The organism is Tenacibaculum singaporense (assembly GCF_003867015.1).
Lineage (GTDB): Bacteria > Bacteroidota > Bacteroidia > Flavobacteriales > Flavobacteriaceae > Polaribacter > Polaribacter singaporensis.
Genome location: NZ_CP032548.1, coordinates 1,001,196 through 1,022,239 on the forward strand (window position 1 = coordinate 1,001,196; position 21,044 = coordinate 1,022,239).

11 protein-coding genes are annotated in these 21,044 nt (G+C 32.1%); 9 read left to right on the forward strand and 2 right to left on the reverse strand.

Annotation, left to right across the window (positions count from 1 at the left end):
• Nucleotides 1–29: 29 nt before the first annotated feature.
• From D6T69_RS04610 to D6T69_RS04635, 6 genes are read left to right on the forward strand one after another with little or no spacing between them, the layout of a single operon-like run.
• The gene (locus tag D6T69_RS04610; RefSeq protein WP_125066663.1) at nucleotides 30–5,144 is read left to right on the forward strand and encodes a hypothetical protein; all 5,115 of its coding nucleotides are present in this window, start codon (nucleotides 30–32) and stop codon (nucleotides 5,142–5,144) included.
• On the forward strand, nucleotides 5,144–6,919 hold the full coding sequence (locus tag D6T69_RS04615) for a contractile injection system tape measure protein (RefSeq protein WP_125066664.1): 1,776 nt from the start codon (nucleotides 5,144–5,146) through the stop codon (nucleotides 6,917–6,919). Before D6T69_RS04610 ends, D6T69_RS04615 begins: the two co-directional genes overlap by 1 nt.
• 24 nt (nucleotides 6,920–6,943) lie before the next feature.
• Complete coding sequence (locus D6T69_RS04620; RefSeq protein WP_125066665.1) at nucleotides 6,944–8,035, forward strand: eCIS core domain-containing protein; 1,092 nt, start codon at nucleotides 6,944–6,946, stop codon at nucleotides 8,033–8,035.
• 12 nt (nucleotides 8,036–8,047) lie between these two features.
• A complete protein-coding gene (locus D6T69_RS04625) occupies nucleotides 8,048–12,334 on the forward strand; it encodes a DNA/RNA non-specific endonuclease (RefSeq protein ID WP_125066666.1) in 4,287 nt (1,428 codons plus the stop codon).
• Nucleotides 12,335–12,346: 12 nt separating this feature from the next.
• Nucleotides 12,347–13,687, forward strand: coding sequence for an ATP-binding protein (locus D6T69_RS04630; protein WP_125066667.1), 1,341 nt, complete (start codon nucleotides 12,347–12,349; stop codon nucleotides 13,685–13,687).
• An 11-nt stretch (nucleotides 13,688–13,698) separates the two neighbouring features.
• Entirely contained in the window at nucleotides 13,699–14,520 is an 822-nt protein-coding gene (locus tag D6T69_RS04635) for a hypothetical protein (protein WP_125066668.1), read from the forward strand.
• 4 nt (nucleotides 14,521–14,524) lie between these two features.
• On the opposite strand, the gene D6T69_RS04640 is transcribed toward D6T69_RS04635, so the two are convergent.
• Nucleotides 14,525–14,881, reverse strand: coding sequence for a hypothetical protein (locus tag D6T69_RS04640; RefSeq protein ID WP_125066669.1), 357 nt, complete (start codon nucleotides 14,879–14,881; stop codon nucleotides 14,525–14,527).
• Between the two features lie 8 nt (nucleotides 14,882–14,889).
• Entirely contained in the window at nucleotides 14,890–19,263 is a 4,374-nt protein-coding gene (gene dnaE, locus D6T69_RS04645; protein WP_125066670.1) for a DNA polymerase III subunit alpha, read from the reverse strand.
• 241 nt (nucleotides 19,264–19,504) lie between these two features.
• On the opposite strand from dnaE, the gene D6T69_RS04650 reads away from it, so the two are divergent.
• The 3 genes from D6T69_RS04650 (at nucleotide 19,505) to rimM (ending at nucleotide 20,915) form a co-directional block, all read left to right on the forward strand.
• Nucleotides 19,505–19,696 carry a cold-shock protein gene (locus D6T69_RS04650; RefSeq protein ID WP_028891302.1) on the forward strand — a complete coding sequence of 64 codons (192 nt, stop codon included), beginning with the start codon at nucleotides 19,505–19,507 and terminating at the stop codon, nucleotides 19,694–19,696.
• Nucleotides 19,697–19,867: 171 nt separating this feature from the next.
• A complete protein-coding gene (locus D6T69_RS04655; protein WP_047790292.1) occupies nucleotides 19,868–20,371 on the forward strand; it encodes a 30S ribosomal protein S16 in 504 nt (167 codons plus the stop codon).
• A 16-nt stretch (nucleotides 20,372–20,387) separates the two neighbouring features.
• Nucleotides 20,388–20,915 carry a ribosome maturation factor RimM gene (gene rimM / locus D6T69_RS04660; RefSeq protein ID WP_125069178.1) on the forward strand — a complete coding sequence of 176 codons (528 nt, stop codon included), beginning with the start codon at nucleotides 20,388–20,390 and terminating at the stop codon, nucleotides 20,913–20,915.
• The last annotated feature ends 129 nt before the right edge of the window (nucleotides 20,916–21,044 follow it).

Genomic DNA, 21,044 nt, shown 5'->3' on the forward strand with positions numbered 1-21,044 from the left:
TTTATTAACACAGCCAAAACATAATACGTATGGAAACGACTAACCTAAAACTAAAAGAAATTACAACTGAATATAGTAAGTTTAATGCCAATCAAGTATTAACAGAAACACAATTAAACACATTTATTGATTATTTCGATGATCAAAACCGTTTATCGAGGTTAGGTTTGAGTGGTGTTGGTTTGGCTTGTGGTTTTAAAGTAACTCCTCAGTTGACTATAGATAAAGCTGCTATTACAAGTATTGAAATAACGCAAGGAACTTCGGTAACTACAGATGGAGATTTAGTTCAGTTTTTTGATTTAATAGAAGAAAACCTACCGTCAAAAACATTTTCATTCTATAAAAAGTTTGAAGACACTGATGGTAATTACGAGCGTTTTAAAGATTCTCAAGATAAGCAGTACAATTTATGGGAATTGCATACAGAAGAAGATGAGTCACACACCAATTTAGTTGAGTTTCCTGAGATACAAAAAATGGCTGTTTTGTTGTATTTAGAGCAGTACTCAAATGAAGATGAATTGTGTAGTAAGTTGACATGTGATAATCAAGGTATAGAACAGATTAATAAACTGCGAGTATTACTTGTGAGTATTGAAGATTTAGAAGCTATTGCTGCAAAAGATGCTATATTTTTAAAACACAATTGGTATAAAATTAATGATGAGTTACCTGTTGTAGAAGTAAAAAGAGTTGTATTAAACGAAAAAAACACCAAAACATTTTCAGAATTAAAAGCACAGTTTGATAGTGTTGTTAAAGATGAAAGTATTAGTGTCGATTTAATTAATGGTTTTGATACAATATTCTCAAAATTTCAAAAATCATCAATAACAGCTAAAATAAAATCATTATTTAGTTTTAGTTCTTTAGCCGTTCCACTAGATTTTCAGTACAGATATGATGTTATAAAAGACTTGGTAGATACCTACAATGAAATTAAAGAACTATTACTTCACATCAATGTAAACTGTTGTCCAAACATAGGTGCTTTTCCAAAACATATTATGTTAGGAAAATTGAAGCAAACGGAAGATTACCCAGAATTACGTCACCGATTCTATAAATCAACAATTGTAGGTCAAGAAAATGAGAACCTTCAAAAAGTACAATTGTTAATTGATAGAGCAATTGCTATTGTGAGTAATTATATAGGAAAAACAAAGTCTGAAGACGTTATTATTACGCCATCACAAGCACATACTCCTTTGAGCGATAAAGCAGTTCCTTTTTATTACAATGTTTCTTCAGAGTTTCTAAAGAATTGGGATTTTAACAAAACAAAAAATTACAGAGCAAATCAGAATTTAAGTTATCATAAAGAAAACCTTTCCAGCTCCTTAGCAATTCAAAAGCCATTATCATACAATATTGATAAAAATGACTTTTACAGAATTGAAGGACATCAAGGAAAAATGTATAGAGAAGCATTGGCAAAAATCTTAAAACTTAAAAAAGATAACGGATTGAGTTTCGATGTTAAAACACTTTCTATCAATGCTACAGAACAAACCATTAATATAAACAATTACGAGTGTGAGTTTGAAGACTTAAAAATGTTATTGAATGCATGGAGAGCAGAGCAGAATTGTATTTTATCAGAAGTAAGTAAAACATTTTCAGCTTTTAAATTAACCAATCCAAAAGCTAATACAGTAGTTGATAAAGTTGAAAAATTTAGAGATAAAACAATTGTTCTAGAGAAGGAACCAATTAAGGAAGAGATCCCACAAGTAAAAGAGTATGTGAGTAGAATGGATTTGCTCTCTAAAGAAGCAAGTATAAAGGAAGGTTTTACATATAAATACGATATTGGAGCTAAAGAATACAGTAGGTTTTTAGAAGAAGAAAATATAGTTAAAGAGAGTTTAACAAAAGAAGATGATTCGCTGGGGATTTTAATAGAAAAAGTATTTGATAAAAATAAAGATGGATCAGCTAGTGACATTATTGTTCAACTCAATAAAGAAACCGAGGTAATAAAAGAAACGGCAGTATGGAAAGAAGAACCTACGCTTAGTGACTTCATTTTAACAGATTTAACCGAAACCTTGGTTCATGCATATATATTAGATACCAAAGTACCATTATACATAAGAGACATAGATAATTTAGTGTTAACCAACTATAAGTTAACCATTGCTGAGTTGTGTAAAAAAGTAAAAAGTTTGCAGGCTAAATATAACAGTACTACACTAGAATTGTCTACTAAGCAAATTTTAGGATTGTTAATTAACCAATTATCCATTGTTTGTTGTTCAGGAAAAAAGCTAGAAACACTACTAGCTGAAATAGAAAAGAGAAAGAAAAAAATATTAGAAAAAATACAACTTTCAGAATTTGTAAAACAACACCCAGGACTTGAACATAAAGCAGGGGTTGTTCCAGGTGGAACTTTTGTAATGGTGTATGTTACCGAAAATGCAGCTGATAAAAATACATTTGATGATGTAGTATTAGATGTAGTATTTAAAAATCAACCGATACTATCGGATAACGGATTTATAAAAGACGGGTTCTTAGCTTCTAAAGAAACATTTTTGGAAAAAGAAATGTTGTACAAAAATGGAGGAGTAATCAAATTATGGGATACAAGCTCAAGTATTAATTTTTCATTTGTAGATGGAAGTTATTTTAACCTAAAAGACAGGCTGTTTTTTGAACAAGATGTTGTATTGGTTGGAAAAACATTAGCAGAAACAGTAAATAATTTCACAGCATTCTTAAACAGAACTTGGTTTAGAGCGGGAGTATCAAAAGTTCTTAAGGCTGAAGAAACCAAAATGTACAAAGATGGATTCGTTGGAATGCGTATTACGATTAAAGATCACTTAGTACCGAAAGGAGAATACTTCTTTCAGGTATACAACCCTGTTGTTTTAGAAACTACCAAACGATTATATTTCGACGAAAATGAAGTGATCAGTGAAAATGAAACATTAAAAAACACCGTGGTAGCAGATTTTTCTCTGCCATATATGTGTTGTTCAGACTGTGCACCAGTAAATTTCATAATCCCTAAAGAGCCACCGTTTTTAAGCTTACCAGTAAGCACTATTTGCTTGCAAAAAGATACTGTAATTGAACCCTTAATTTTTACTGTGAGACCAGTAGACGGAGAGATAAAAGCAATTGCTCCTGAAGGAGTAATATCTGGGGTGTTCAAAGATCCAGAAGATGAAAAATGGAAAATTGATGTTACTAAAACGGATAAAAGTTTATTAGGTAAGCTAATGAAGTTTACAGTAAACGATGAACCTACCGATTGTGAACTTATTGTATACCCAGCATTAGAATTAGTGGTAGATGTAGAACAACCTATAGAATATAATGAAGATAAATCTAAAGCAAGAGTAACGTACGTATTGCATTGGAAAGATACTGATTTTGTCAATGCTGATTTCTTTACAAACATTAAGTATTCTTGGGACTTTATGGGGGATGGTGCCAGAGTGGAACGTACACCAATAAATAATAAAGTTTTTCAAAATTATGGATTGCCAATTGATGATATAAACAATGAGATACAACCAGGGTTGAAAATTTCATTAGGACCATGCTCAAAAGAAATTCCTATAAGTCCAATAAAGTTTGACACCTTAACACCATCAGAGTTAGCTATCGAACCATCATACTGTATCGATTTTACCAAAGAAAAAATAGCAAGAATACCATTTACCAATGTTAATGGAACAATAACTATTGCAGGTGGTGCTATAAAAGGAGTAACGGTTGAGAATAATGAATTAGTTATTGATGTAGCCACTTTTGAAAGTTATAATCAAATTATTGAGTTTTTAGAAGATGGACAAACAACAAATGCAAGAATAACGATTCATGAAGTTAAACAAATAAGCATTTCTGAACGAAGCGAATCTAGATTTATATGGAAAGATGGACAATTATTTTACGAAGCAGCTTTTGAGGCAATACTTCCAGAAGGTGTAAAATCGGAAGGATTAAGATTTAATTGGAGTGTAAATGGCATTGAATCGGAGACTGAGTTGTTCAATCCTCAGTTATTAGTAAAAGAAGGTGTAGGAAATTTATATACAATAAAGCTAATGATTACTGATGGTAACGGATGTTTTTCTAAAGCAGATTTTACAAAGAATATAACCTTTCCAGAATTTACAATAAGCTTACCAAATACCACTTTTTGTTTAAGTGATAAAGAGTCTTATCCTGTTGTAGTAAGACCACAATTTGAAGGGGTGAAACTTGTAGGCGGAAATGTAAAGTTTAATGAAGAAACAACATTATGGAAATTTGTGCCAGCTAATTCAGGATTAACAAATTCAGGTACTGTAAGTATAAGTCTTGTAGGAACTTTTGTTACACAGACTATTAATTTAACAGCAACACCACAAGCAAGCTTTACTCATAGTTTTGATCTGGAAACTAGAATATTATCGTTAACAAATACTTCTGAAAAAGGAGACAAATATGTTTGGGTAATTAATGGAGTTGAAAGAGAACCTCAAATAAATAGAACAACAATAACAGAAGACCTAAGTAATTTTGATGGAGAGCTGGTAAAAGTTTCTTTAACGGTGGTAAGTAAGTGTGGAGAGAATACATCAACAGAAATTATAGAAATAGGAAAAACACAAGACAAAACTTGTGAGGAAATAACAAAAACAGAAGTTGAAACCTACTATAAGTTAAACAAGTTTAGTATAAACGACGGAGGTAGTGGAACTAATGTTAATATGGTTGTAGTAGTTCCTACAAATGATGCTTATACAGCAATTATAACCGATGAAAGTAACTCTTATTTAAAAGGAGAGAACAACAATCAATTAAGAGGAATGTTTTCTAAGTTACTTATCAATACATCAAAATTACTTATAGAAGATGTTGAAAACAGAACATTACTTACAAGATATTTTAGAGCAGAAGTAAGATTGTTTTTTAATATTCTTCATTGTCAAGAACAAGCGGTTTTAGAGTTGGATGAAAATCGAGGAATTATCTTAGAACTGTTAGAAGTAATAGATAGTGCTTTTATCTCTTTTAAAGAAAATCAAATAAAAGTAGCTAATGAAGCTTTTCTACAGTTTTTAGAGGCATTTACAACAGATATTCAAGCTGAATATATTTCTAAGTTTATGAATGAAAACTTAATACAAAACTTATAATGGTTGCTAAAGAACATACCATTCAAAAAGTATTTGTTGAGGTAAATACGAAAAGTAAAAAGATAGCAGATGAGTATAAAAACTCTATAGAGAGCTTTTTACAGGATGAGGTATTTCCAGAAATAGAAAAATATTTTAATTCTCAAGAAATCGAGTATGAAGCATACATTCAGCAAATAGAAAACTTGAGTATTGAAGTAGATGTATCAACTAACAATAAGTCTATAAATGATAACAGTACAAAGAGAGAAATAAAAGAACAACTTATAACAAAGCTAAAAGCAATTTTCAAAGCCCCAGAACTACATGAGATAGCTATAAAAAAGGTTACTACATCAGAATCTAAATTAGATGCTTTTTTTCACTTTTTGCAACACGGTACAACAGCTTGGTGGAATCAAAAAGAAGAGAAAAATTTTACAAAAAAGATGTTGTTTGAAATAACAGAAAGTCAATTTTTTGAAGAACGTTTTTTAAAATCATTAAGAGATCAAGTTCAACAGAATCGATTGATTCAACAGTTTAAGACTGAAGAATTACAAATATTATTCCTAGGAGTTTTCAGTAAACCAGAAGGATATGAGGCTTTCCTATCAACAATCAAAAAGTTTGATTTTAAGAATCATGAGATAAAAAACAGCGTATGGAAGTTTTTTATCAAAGCAACAGTTAATAATGATTTTTCAAGAATAGTAAATGAAGTTCAAAAAGAAATAGAGATATGCAAAAGAACAAAGGCTTTTAACTCTTCAGAAAGTCTAACTCAATTTTTACAAGAGCTAACTTCTCAAAAAAAAATATTTAAAACTCATCCTGATAGTAAAGAACAGAAGGAGTTTAAAGAGAAGAAAGAAAGAAGTAGTATTGAGGTTGTCAATACAGAGTTTATAAGTAAAAAAGAAGAGAAAAAATCAGATGTAAGTATTGATGAACTAGATAAAGTAGGGGTCGAAAAAAATCAAAACAAAGCAGAAGAATTAATTCTTCTAAAAAATGAATCAGGTAACTCTAATTCACAAAAAACTCCTGAAAAAGTAGATAATCAAAACAAAAAAGAAGTCTTAAAGAAGAAAATATCATCAAAAGAAAAAAGTAAAGAAGTAAAAGAAGAATTAAGAATAAAAATGCAAGCGAAAAGTAAGAATCTTTATGAAAATAAAGGAGCAAACTTAAAAACGGAGAAAATTACTGAAGAACAAAAGAGAGCTGAATATAAAAGGAGACATCAAGAAGCGTTAAAAAACACTTTTTCAAGCAAAAAAGAAGTTGTAAGCGAACCTAAATCACATCTTATAAAAAATGCGGGATTAATTTTATTACACCCTTTTTTAAAACAGTTTTTTAATACATGTGGTTTTCTAGACAATGAGAACAAAATTATCAAACCCAATGAAGCAGTTCACTTACTACATTATGTAGCTACTAAAAAAGAACAACAGTTTGAAAACAATTTAATTTTCGAAAAATTTTTGTGCAATCTACCCATACAAAGTTCTATTGAAAGAAATGTAGTACTGAGTGATGAACTTAAAGAAAAGTCAGAGGAATTGTTAAGAGCAGTACTTCAAAATTGGTCAGTTTTAAAAAACTCTTCAAACGACCTATTGCGTAATGAGTATTTACAAAGAGAAGGAAAACTAGATTTAACTAAAGACAACCCCAATCTAACAGTTGAAAGAAAAACACAAGATATCTTATTAGATACCAAATTACCATGGAATTTAAGCTTATGTAAACTTCCTTGGATGAAGGAATTAATTTTTACGAATTGGTAAAATATAACTAAAACTTTAAAAGTCATGTTTAAAAGAGATAAAAAACCAGAAGCTAATAACGTTCAAACAAAAGATAAAAAAAAGGATTTGTTTATTCAGCCGAAGTTAGCATTTGGAAGAAAAGGAGATCAATATGAAGTTGAAGCAGATAATATGGCTGATAAAGTTGTAGGAAATAATAAGGAAGTTAATTCAATACAAAAAAAAGAAAATGAAGAAGAAATACAGCAAAAACCACTGGCTTCTGAAGTAACACCTTTAGTACAAAAAATGGAAACTACTGAAGACGAGCACCCCGTTCAAAAGATGGAGGAAGAAGAAGCGGTACAGAGTAAAGAAGAGGAAGAAGCAGTACAATCGAAGTGCGATGATTGTGAAAAAGAAGAGAAAGTACAAAAGCAAGAAGAAGAGGAAGCTGTGCAGTCAAAAACGGAAAAATCTGCTTCAACAAAAAATAAATCTTCTTTTGAAAGTAAGTTAAAAAGAGGAAATGGAGGTCAAAAAATGGATGCACAAACACGAAGTGAAATGGAATCAGGTTTTGGAGCTGATTTTAACCATGTAAACATTCACAACGATTCAGAAGCAGCACAATTGAGTCGAGAAATAGGAGCACAAGCATTTACGCATGGAAACGATATCTATTTTAATAAAGGTAAATACAATCCAAACTCCAAAGAAGGAAAGCATCTGTTAGCACATGAGTTAACACATACAATTCAACAAAAAGGAATGGTGCAGAAGAAAATTCAAAAACTTTCTGATCCTGAATGTTCACCAACCCATTCACTACCTCATAGAGGAAATTGTAGAAGTGGCTTTATTCATACGTGTTATTCAGAAACGTTTAAGCCATCCAGTAGTTCAGCTCTTAAAGGGGAGGTTTCAGTAAGTTATAATAGATCAGGAAGTACAGGACCAGAAGATTTTAGTGTGCAAGTATATAAGTGTGGTATGATATGGGATACTCGCATAGGAAGTAAAAGATTAGGACCTAACATACCAGGTACATTAAATTTTTCTATAGCTAGTGTTACACCAGGAGATAGCTATTACATAAAAATCTATTCAAGATCTCATTTAAAGCTTGATGCAAACTACCGTATTTGGCAGTAAAGACAATAAGTAATGTTTAGAGCAAAACAAAATATAGCAAAACCTTCTAATCCTTCTTTAAAAAGTAAGGAAGCATCACCTTTTATTAAGCCAGAAATGAAGGTGATTAAACCTGAAAAAAAACAAGAGGAAGTTGCGCTAAAAGAACCTAAAAAAATAAAAAAAGGAGATAGCCTTTCAACCAAAAAAGAAGAGTCAGTAACTCAAAAAGCATCGGTTTTAGAAATTTCTGAAAAAGAAAAAGTTGAAAAAAAAGAAGGAGGAGATAAAGTTGAGGTTCTCAAAAAAGGAATAGATAAACACTCTTTTAATGGTTTAAAGAATAGTACTAAAGAAGCAAGCGCTTCTGTGACACAACCGAAAAGTAATAACACTACTCAAGTAAAAACAGAAGCTAAAGAAGGAAAAAAAGATAAAGAAGAAATCTCAGAAAAAGAAAAAAAAGAAGAAGGAGTAGTTAAAGAAAAGAAAATACCAAAAGCACCAACAAAGCCAGAAGATGATCCCGCTTTTCAACAACAAATAAAAAAAACAGAAAAGGTAAAAGAAGAAAAATCACAACATCCAGATCCAGAAGCTAAGGTAGGTGAACAGCAGCAAGCAGGTCACCCATCAGCAGCTGTACAATCAGCTAAAAACGATCAGCAAGCACATGCAGATTCATTATCAGCAACCTCTGAAGAAGAAAAAAAGAGAGAGCCATTTACACCAGAATCGTTTAAAAAACTTTTAGAAAAGAATTTAGATGATTTAGAAAAGCAACTTCCTAAAAACTCAGAAGAAGCACAAGAGTTTAGAGATGAGAAGCCTATTCAAGGGATAAAAGAAAATATATCAGGTCAAGTTACAGCTGAAAGCGATAAGTTAGCAGGACCAATGAAATCTGAGGCAGATAAACCAGCTCCTGCTTCAGGGCAACCAACAGTAGAAGCTGTTCCATTACCTCCTACAAACTCAGGGAGTACCCCAAAACCATTAAATGCTAAAGCAGCAATTCCAAAACCTAAGACATCTCAAGAGATCTCAATGGAAAAAGAAAGTCAGTCATTAGATGATTATATGGCTGAAAATAAGGTAACGGATGAACAATTAGCAAAATCTAATGAACCTAAATTTACAGGAGCTCTAGAAGAAAAGAACAATGCCCAAACCGAAGCAAAGTTAGCGCCAGTAAAGTATAGAAAAAAAGAACAAGTTCAGTTGGGGGTAGCCCAAAAAACAGCGACTGTAAATAGTAAAGAGGGATTAGATCAAATACAAACAGCTAAAGTATTGTCAGAGAATAATGTTTTAGCTAATCAAACGGAGAATAAAACAAGCGATAAAACAGAGCAAGAAAAAATATATGCCGAGTTTGAAGCAATTTATGAAGAGACAAAAAAGACAGTTACAGAAAGTTTAGAAAAACTCTCAGAAGATGTAGATAAAAAGTTTAGTGAAGAAGCAGAGAGCGCTCAAAAAACCTTTGAAGAAAATGTTGAAGATGGCTTAGGCGAAATTTATGGATGGACAGTAATAGATGATTGGATTTTTGGTGAAGATACGGAAGCTATAGATAAATTATTTAGAGTTGAAAAAGCAAAGTTTATTAGTAAAATGAACTCGGTTCTAGATGATATTTCAATCATCATAGCTGATGGGTTGAACGGGGCTTTAGATGCTATTGCAGAAGGAAAGAAAAAATCAAAAGAAAAATTTGACAGTTTAGACGAGTCGCAAAAGAAATTGGCGGAAGATGCATATAGCGACTTTAATGACCAGTATGCAGATTTAGAAGATACTGTTTATGAAAAACAGGAAGAATTAGCGGCTGATTTAGCACAGTCATACAAAGAAAATGTTGATAGTTTACAAGAAAAGTTTAATGAAATAAAAGAAAGCGTAAGTGCCGGTTGGATTGGTGCTGCGTTAAATGCATTAGCTGGTGTTATAAAAACTATTTTAAAAATAAAGGATATGCTGCTTAATCTACTAGCGGCAGCTGTAAGTGCAATAGGAGCTATAATTTCTGACCCAATAGGGTTTTTAAGTAATCTAATACAAGGGGTCAAACAAGGTTTTGTTGATTTTGGGAACAATATCAAAAAACACATGATTAAGGGAGTAATAGAATGGCTTACAGGTTCACTAGGTAATGTAGGTATTACTTTACCAGATAATTTATTTAGTCTTTCAGGAATATTCAGCTTAGTAACTCAAATGTTAGGATTGACATGGGATTATTTTAGGAGTAAAGCAGTAAAATTATTAGGAGAACCCGTAGTTGCTGGTATGGAAAAAGCTGTTGAAATTTTTCAGATAGTTAGAAAAGATGGCGTAATGGGGCTTTGGGAGTATATAAAAGAACAGTTTAGTAATCTCAAAGAAATGGTTATGGATGCCATTCGAGATATGATAATCACCAAAGTTATTGAAGCGGGTATAAAATGGGTTATGGGCTTGTTAAGTCCAGCAGGAGCTTTTGTAAAAGCAGCGATGATGATTATAGATATTGTAAAGTTTTTTGTTGAAAGGGCAGCACAAATATTTGAATTAGTTACTGCATTTATAAATAGTATTAAAGCATTAGCAGAAGGAAATGTTAAAGCTGTAGCAAAAGGTATCGAAACTGCTTTAGCCAAAGCAATACCAGTATTAATAGGGTTTTTAGCTGCTTTGGTTGGAGTAACGGGGCTCACTGGGAAAATCCAAAAAATAATTAAAAAAGTTAGAAAGAAAATTGACAAAGCCATTAATAAAGTTATTAAAAAGGCTAAAAAAATATTTAATAAGATTTTAGGGAAAAAGAAACCCAAAAAGGGGCATGCAAAAAAGATAAAAGATGATAATAAAAAGCAAAAACCAGCAAAATTAACAGCAAAAGATAAAGCGAAACATAAAAAGATTGTAGGTAAGATAGAAAAGAAATTAGGAGAAAAAGCAAAAAAAGGAGAACCGTTTGATAAGTTTTATACAAGAAAAAAGAAAGAAGCTAAAACCCTAGAAAATAAATACCAACCACAATTAAAAAAAGGAATAAATTTAGATATAAAGTTTAATGCATTAGCTAAAGATAAAGAAGATAACGATGTAGATATTAAAATTAAAATAGCACCTAATGATACTACTGGTAAGGTACAAGCAAAAGGAGATGAAAAGGATAATTTACCGTTGTTAGATCAATACTTAAATAAAAAGGTGGTAGATAAAGAAGGTATTCCATTAGAGTCTTTTACCAAAGCATTAAAAACAGATATTAATAAAATAGACAAGAAACAAGTTTATATTCTTGATAAGAGAAATTCTAGCTATAAGTTTAGAACAGGAAAAGGATTTGGTTCATATCCTAATATATACATTGAAAGTGATGGAGCTGAAGAAGGAGTCTTAAAAAAAGGAAAATCCAAGTCTTACAAACCAGCACATGGAAACTTTATTCCAGATGAAATGGAATTAACGGAAAAGAATGGAGTATATACAGCCAAATATAAGACAAAAAGAGCTGGAGATGCAAAGGAAGCAAAAGCAGGAGAAGATAGTCCAACATTTGAGATAAATATCACTTTTGACGAGGCTATAAAAGGTATTTCAGACAAAGTACAAACTAGAAAAGTAAAAGGATTCAATTTGTCAAGTAAGCCAGATGGAATTGGAAGAGGAAAATGGGATGGAGGATCAGCAGGAAAAGATGGTACTCCAGGATTTGATAATGCTCATATAATTGGAGATCAATTTGGAGGTTCAGGAGTTAATTCGGCAATGAATATTTATCCATCATCACCAATGTATAATCAAAAAGAAATGGCACATGTTGAGAATAAATTGGCCTCTTTCTTCAAATCTAGAGGAACAAACTTTAATATGGAAGTTACTGCAAAAATAAAGGATGATGCAAATGTTAACAATCAACTAAAAGGAGTTTTAGATACGGAATTCGGTAAAGACAATAAAGGGAAGAAAAAGGTAGACGAGAAAATTAAAACAAAGGCGAAAAGCACTTTGACAAAGGCTTTACAACAAGCTATGACTATGGATATTGATAACTTACCAGGTCAGTTTTTAAATACTACATACAAATCAAAGGGGATTGCTTCTAAAGACGATACAGAGGTAGAAGGAGATAATCTACAAACAACTGGTGTAGAAATGGAAAAAGACAAACGATATGATAAAGACAAATACAAAAAACTAGGAAGTGATTTCTCTAAAAATGTAGCAGGTACAGAGCTATCTATTGGGACCGATCAGGGTTATGATGCATCTATAGAAAATTATAAAGCAAAATTTGCTAATGACGGAACGAAAAAAAAGAAATTATAAAATAAGGTAATTATGTACATACAGGTAGATCAAATAAATAAAATAGGAGTATTTAAAGTACTACAAGATTTTATTACCAATAGAATTGATAGTGAATTTAATGGGTATAAGCAACCAAATTTTGAATTAAACTACAATGGAGTACCTTCTCCTGTGATTGCTTTTATGAATGATAAAAATTTAGTAACTGAAGATGTTATTCTATTACTACTGGCTTTTGTACCTCACATGTTTCCAAATTTTTTAAACAATATCATAAGTGAGTTTTTGCCACAAGGAGGTGAGTTTCCAGAGTTTGGAGGAGTAAAAGGGAAAAATCATAGAGGAATTATACCTACAGGTGAAACTGCCCTATATATTTTAGGAGGTAATGATTTTGCTTCAAGAGAAAGAGGTTTACAATTTATTTTAAGTGAAAGTAAATTGTTTAGAGATAAGGTGTTGAGAATTGAAAAGCAACTTGAAGATGAGCCTTTAATGAGTGGTAAACTAATTTTGGCAGAGGAATATGTACACTTGTTTTTAACAGGGAAAGAATTAAAACCACAAATGAGTCAAAATTTTCCTGCAAGTTTAATTACTACAGATTTAGAGTGGGAAGATTTAGTATTACAAGAAAAAACATTGAACGATGTTAAAGAAATAGAAAACTGGTTAGCATATAAAGAGATACTGTTAAATGATTGGGGAATGAAAACAAAAATAAAACCCGGATATAGAGTTTTGTTTTGTGGAATTCCAGGAACAGGAAAAACACTAACAGCTAGTTTACTTGGAAAATACACAGGTAAAGATGTTTACAGAGTAGACTTGTCAATGGTTGTTTCAAAATTCATAGGAGAAACAGAAAAAAACTTGTCCAAATTATTTGATAAATCCATTAACCAAGATTGGATTTTATTTTTTGATGAAGCCGATTCAATTTTTGGTAAAAGAACAAATGTAAGAGATGCTCATGATAAATATGCTAACCAAGAAGTCTCTTATTTATTACAGCGAATAGAGTCGCATCCAGGACTAATTATTTTGGCTTCAAATTTTAAAAACAATATTGATACAGCTTTTACCAGACGTTTTAATAATATTATAGAGTTTGAAGCTCCTGGTTATACAGAAAGATTAATGTTATGGGAAAATAACTTACCAGATAACGTTGAATTAGAAGATACTGTAAGCGTAGAAGAGTTAGCTAAGAAATTTAGTTTAACAGGTTCTAATATAGTGAACATTATTCAATATGCATGTTTACAAACTATTGCTAATAAGAAAGAAAGGATACAAAAACAATATTTAATAGAAGGTATTAAGAGAGAATACACAAAAGAAGGAAAAACAATTAATATCAAACTTTAAAAAGAGAAATAATGAAAACAATCAATAATATAAATGGTATTCCTCTACATTATGCCAGATTAACGAATCACCCTTATGGAACAAGAGGAGAGCAACGTAATTTTTCAATTGATGAAAGTTTTTTAAGTATTTTAGAAAATGCACTTCAAGAAGTTTTTGAGCATTGTCCTTTAGGGATACCTGAAGTAATTACAACTGCAGGAATTTTTGTTGATAAGCCAGGGCAACACGGACATGGAAAAGCATTTGATTTAGATGCTGTTTTTTGGAGTGATGAAACCTTAGTTACAACTAATTTTATTCATCAAAAAGAGTTATATCTTGGAATAGAGTCCTTTTTAAGAAAGTACTTCGGTATTGTATTAAACTATTATTATCCAAACCATAAAGATCATTGGCATGTTGATACGAGTGTACCTGTTGATTATAATGAAACATCAAAATCAGAAACACTGTATTTGCAATTAGTTTTAAAGCATATATATAAAGAAGAAATTTTGGTAGACGGTATTTGGGGAAGACAAACTTCAGGAGTAGTAAAAGAAGTTTTTGAAAGATTAGGAATCAATACACCTATAACTACAAAAGCAAACTATATAAAGTTTTTAGATATAACAGGAAAAATTGCATTTAAGTTATATGAAGAAAATATTTCTCCTAAACACTTATTAAGTAACTTAACAGAAGTAATTGAAAATTTACCACAACAAAACAAAATAGCAGTTAGAGAAGCACTCAATAGTTTTATAAATCACGAAGAAACAGCAACATGGTTGGGCGATTTTGAAGAAAATCATAATTTGGATGCTATTGTAGAAGAAATTACAGCCTAAAGCTTTATTTGGAAAACTGATTTTTAAACCAAACCTTTTTCCAGGTTCTTTTTAGAATTAAGAACGTAACATTTTCGGTATACCTATCAATATCGTTAGATTCAGTAATTTGTGAGTCTTTTTCAGAAACATCTATACGATATAAAAGATTAGTATAAGAATTAAAATCATGTAAAATTAATTCCTTTACTGATTTTTGAAGTTTCTCTTTTAACTCTGAAGGGGTGTTATTTGCAGAAAAATCTAAATCAATTCCAGTTAAACTAAAATCTTTGTTAAGTTGAACTATAAGTTGTTTATATAACTTTTGGCTAGCTACATTGGTTAATAAATCGATGCTGTTTTGATAACTAGGTAGCATTTTGGTTATTAATTCAACTTATAATTTATAAACTGTTCGTCTAATGCTTTTAAAAACTCACTAGACACTTTAATTTTAGTTGTTCTACTAGGTAAGTTTAACTCTATTTTTTCTTCGGCATCCCAAATGGTAAAATACAAACTTTGTGAGCCTTTGTTAGTAGCAAACAAGTGTTGTAGTTCTTTTATGGTGTTATCTTTTACTTCTTGTAGAGGAATTTTTATGGTGAGTTTTTTACACATTTTATCCATAATATCGTGTAATAGTAAAAACTCATTAAATCCAACTCTAGGTTCACCTTTCACACCTTCTTTATTAGTCCAACCAGGTTTAATCGTAGTTTTGATAAATAGGAATGAATTTGGAACCAAAAAGTGTTTAAACTTTAAGTAATCTTCACCAAAAATTCGGAATTCAAAACTATCGTTATAATCTTCCATTGTAAAAGCAGCCCATCCTTTACCTGCTTTTGATACACGATGCTGTACATCGGTAACAATTCCAGCAAAAGAAAGCCCTAAACCTTCATGTTGAGCGATGTTTTTAAAATGTGCTAGAGAAGCGTTGCAGAACTTTAGTTCGTTTTTAAAATCATCAAGTGGGTGTGCAGAAATATACATTCCTACGACTTCTTTTTCACGAGCTAACAATTCCATAGTTCCCCAAGTTTCACACTCAGGAATTAAAGGTTCAGGTAAATCAACATCCGAAGCTTCTCCAAATAAAGATACCTGAGATGAATTCTGATTTTCTTGAAACTTATTTCCAAAGCGAATAGCCTTTTCTAAAAAAGTTTGTCCTTTTTCATCTTTCACATAATACTGCGCTCTGTGAGTATCTGTGAAGGAATCAAAACCACCAGCTAATACTAAACCTTCAAAAGCTTTTTTGTTAGCAACACGTAAATCAACACGTTTTGCTACATCAAAAATAGAAGTGTAATGTCCATTTTCTTTGCGTTCATCAATAATTGCCTTTACAGCTGAACCACCAACACCTTTAATTGCCGCCATACCAAAACGAACAGCGCCATCTTTATTTACAGAGAATTTAGCATACGATTCATTTACATCAGGACCTAGTACCTCTAAACCCATGCGTTTACACTCTTCCATAAAAAACGAAACCGTTTTAATATCGTTCATGTTGTTGGAAAGTACTGCCGCCATGTATTCAGCAGGGTAGTGGGCCTTTAAATAAGCTGTTTGATAGGCAATCCAAGCATAACAAGTAGAGTGCGATTTGTTAAAGGCATAAGATGCGAAAGCTTCCCAGTCCTTCCAAATTTTCTCTAGGGCTTTTTCATCATGACCATTGGCCTTTGCTTGATTCACAAACTTAGGTTTCATTTTCGCTAGTACCGCAGCTTGCTTTTTACCCATTGCTTTACGAAGTACATCAGCCTCACCTTTGGTAAAATCAGCTAACTTTTGCGAGAGTAGCATTACTTGCTCCTGATATACTGTAATTCCGTAGGTTTCTGCTAAGTATTCTTCCATGGCAGGAAGGTCGTACTGAATTTCCTCATCCCCATGTTTTCTTCTAATAAAAGAAGGAATATATTCTAAAGGACCTGGACGATACAAGGCGTTCATTGCAATTAAATCGGCAAAAACCGTAGGTTTTAACTCACGCATGTATTTTTGCATTCCGGGAGATTCGTATTGGAATATCCCTACGGTTTCACCACGTTGGAAAAGTGCATAAGTTTCTTCATCATCAATAGGGAAATTCTCAGGGTCGAGCTCTACACCATGACGTGCTTTAACAATTTTTACTGTATCTTTAATTAGGGTTAATGTTTTTAACCCCAAAAAATCCATTTTTAATAATCCTGCACTTTCTACTACCGAGTTGTCAAACTGAGTAACATACATGTCGGAATCTTTGGCAACAGATACCGGTACGAATTTGGTAATATCATCAGGAGTAATAATTACCCCACAAGCGTGAATTCCAGTATTACGAACTGAACCTTCTAAAATTCTAGCTTTGTTAATGGTTTCTGCTTCCAGACCATTACCATTGGCAATAGCTTTTAGCTCATTTACCATTTCTATTTCTTCAGAACGAAGTTTTTCTTTTAATCCTTTCTCATCTAAAGAAAAGATTTTTTTCAATTTCATTCCTGGAATTAATTTGGCAATTCTATCGGCTTCAAACAGTGGTAAATCAAGTACACGAGCGGTATCACGGACAGATGATTTAGCTGCCATGGTACCATAGGTAATAATTTGTGCTACTTGGTTAGCACCATATTTATCAATTACATAATCCATTACGCGACTACGACCTTCATCATCAAAGTCGATATCAATATCGGGCATCGATACACGTTCAGGGTTTAAGAAACGCTCAAAAAGTAAGTCGTACTGGATAGGATCTATATTAGTAATCCACAAACAATAAGCAACTACCGAACCAGCTGCAGAACCACGTCCTGGACCTACTGATACATCCATGTTTCGTGCTTCTCGAATAAAATCTTCTACAATCAAGAAATATCCAGGGTATCCTGTTTTAGCAATTACATCAAGCTCAAAATCTAAACGTTCTCGGATTTTATCGGTGATTTCTCCATAACGTTTTTTGGCTCCTTCATAGGTCAAATGACGTAAAAAATTATTTTCACCTCTTTTTCCTCCATCTTCAAGGTCTTTATTATCTCTAAATTCCTCAGGAATGTCAAAAGCAGGTAATAATACATCACGTGCTAAACCAAAAGGTTCTATTTTATCTACAATTTCTTGAATGTTAATAATAGCCTCAGGTAAATCAGCAAAGAGTTTTTTCATCTCTTCAGTAGATTTAAAGTAGTATTCGTCGTTAGGTAAACCATAACGATACCCTCTTCCTCGACCTTTAGGAGTAGCTTGTTTTTCACCATCTTTTACACACAATAAAATATCATGTGCATTAGCATCTTCTTTATCTAAGTAAAAGGTATTGTTCGTAGCAACAATTTTAATATCATGTTTTTTTGAGAACGAAAGAAGGGTCTCATTTACAACTCTTTCATCTTCTTGTCCGTGACGCATCAATTCGATATATAAATCTTCTCCGAATTGTTCTTTCCACCAAAGTAAAGCTTCTTCTGCTTGAGCTTCACCTACATTTAATATTTTACTAGGAACTTCACCATATAAATTCCCTGTTAATACAATTACATCTTCTTTGTATTGCTCAATAACTTTTTTGTCGATTCTTGGAACATAGTAAAAACCATCCACGAAAGCAATGGAAGACATTTTTGCTAAATTGTGGTATCCCTTTTTATTTTTAGCTAGTAAAACGACTTGATATCCGTTGTCTTTTTGACTTTTATTGGTATGGTCTTCACAAACATTAAACTCACAACCTACGATAGGCTTTAAAACACTTTGTGTAGGTTCTTCTCCTTTTTCTAAAGCTTCTTTATTGGCTGCTTCAGCTGCTTTGTTATGTCCTAATACAGCCTGTACAAAATGAAAAGCAGCCATCATGTTACCAGTATCTGTCATGGCAACTGCAGACATATTGTCCTTAGCAGCAGCATTTACAATATTACCAATTTGAATGGTAGACTGTAAAACAGAATACTGTGTATGGTTGTGTAAGTGAGCAAACTTAACACCTTCAAGCTCTGCTAACCCTTCTGCGGTAGAAATTGTATTAGCTTCTTCAGTTTCAGAAGACTTTCTTTTGCGAATTTTTTCACTTTCCTTTTTAAGGTTTAAGTGCTTAAGTCCGATTACCTGTATTGGATTCGGGTTTGCTTCTGTATAACGTTGAAAATAATCAGGAGCAACATCTAGCTGTTCTTCTGTATACTGACGTAAACGAATTAATTCTAAGAAACATCTTGTAGTTGCTTCTACATCGGCAGTAGCGTTATGTGCTTCTCCAAAACCTGTTCCGAATAAATGATTGTGTAATTCGGTAAGAGTTGGAAGTTTAAACTTTCCTCCACGACCACCAGGAATTTGACATAGTTGTGCCGTATGCTCGGTACAAGTATCCAAAACAGGTAATTCTGTTAAATTGTTTTCAACACCTAAACGATGAAACTCACACCCCATAATATTGACATCAAAACCAACATTTTGACCAACAATAAACTTCGTTTTTTGTAATGCGTTGTTAAATAGTTTTAACCCTTCACTCAACTGAATACCTTGCTCAATAGCTAAATCAGTAGAAATACCGTGAATACGTTCTGCATCGTACGGAATATTGAACCCGTCAGGTTGTATTAAGAAGTCATTGTGTTCAATTAAATTTCCTAATTCATCATGTAATTGCCACGCAATTTGTATGGCTCTAGGCCAGTTGTCGGTATCGGTTATTGGAGCATTCCAGCTTTTAGGTAATCCAGTAGTTTCGGTATCGAAAATTAAATACATGGGCAAAAATTACTTATTGAAGTGTTTTGGGTAAAAACAAAGTGTAAAAATACGAAGAATTTACATTGTTATTAAGAGAAGTTATTAACGAGTGTTTTTGCTTAATGTAAAGGCTTGAATAGCTGATTGTAATCAGTAAATAGATGTTAAGTGTAGGTTAATTTTAAAATAAAAATGAAAAAAAGTGATTGATAATCAATTAATAAGATTACATTTGTACTTTAATATAATATTTTTTACAATGAAAGAAGGAACAGTAAAGTTCTTCAATGAATCTAAAGGTTTTGGATTTATTACAGAGTCAGGATCAAACACAGAACATTTTGTACACGTATCAGGTTTAATCGATGAGATTAGAGAAGGTGATACTGTTGAGTTTGAACTTAAAGAAGGAAAAAAAGGATTAAACGCAGTTAGCGTTAGAGTATTATAATATACCTCACAATTTATTTTTCTTAAGAGCCTGTTTAACAGGCTCTTTTTTATTTTAATAAAAAATCTTTTTAGGTGTTATTTGAAAAATATTTTATAATTTTGCGCCCACTTATTACGAGATAATAAGATTTATTAATAACCAAGGTCGCGAACCTTAAAAATTAAAATTATGCCTGTAAAAATTAGATTACAAAGACACGGTAAAAAAGGAAAACCATTTTATTGGGTAGTAGCTGCTGATTCAAGAGCTAAAAGAGACGGTCGTTTCTTAGAAAAAATCGGAACTTACAATCCTAATACTAATCCTGCAACTATCGATTTAGATGTTGACGGAGCTGTAAAGTGGTTACAAAATGGTGCTCAACCAACTGATACTGCTAGAGCAATCTTATCTTATAAAGGAGCTTTATTAAAGAATCACTTAGCTGGTGGAGTAAAGAAAGGTGCTTTAACTGAAGAGCAAGCAGAAGCTAAATTTACTGCTTGGTTAGAAGAAAAAGCGGCTAAAGTTGCTGGTAAAACAGAAGGTTTAGCAAAAGCTGAAGCTGACGCTAAAGCAAAAGCTTTAGAAGCTGAAAAAGCTGTAAACGAAGCACGTATAGCTGCTGCAACTCCTGCTGTAGAAGATAGCGAGGATGCTGCTGCTGAATCAGGTGCTGATAGCGAAGAATAAAAACTGTACTACGATGATGCAAAAAGAAGATTGCTTTTATCTTGGCAAAATCGTTAAAAAACATAGTTTTAAGGGTGAGGTAGTTATTAAGTTAGATACTGATGAACCCGATCTTTACGAAAATTTGGAATCAGTTTTTGTCGATTTAGGCAATAATCTGATTCCTTTTTTTATTGAAAAATCTTCCCTGAGTAAAGGAACTATGTTTAGAGTGAAGTTTGAGGATGTTGATACGGAGGCAGATGCCGAAGCTATTTTACGTTCTGAAGTTTACCTGCCATTAGATATGCTTCCTAAACTTTCTGGAGATAAATTTTATTATCATGAAGTGATAGGTTTTAAGGTTGTTGATACTTCTTTTGGAGAGGTAGGAAATATAGTAAGTATTAATGACTCTTCAGCTCAACCTTTATTTGAAATTGATAGAGACGGAAAAGAGATTTTCATTCCTATGATTGATGACTTTATTAAGAAAGTAGATAGAGATGCTAAAACTATTGAAGTTAAAACACCAGAAGGGTTAATTGATTTGTATTTAGAATAAAAGAAGTAAAAAAGCCAGAAATAAAAATCTTTCTGACTCTTTAAAATACTTTAATTTTACCTACTAGTTACTTTATTATTAGTTGTTTTTTATGTCTTATAATATCAGTAATCATAAAGCTTCTTCCAT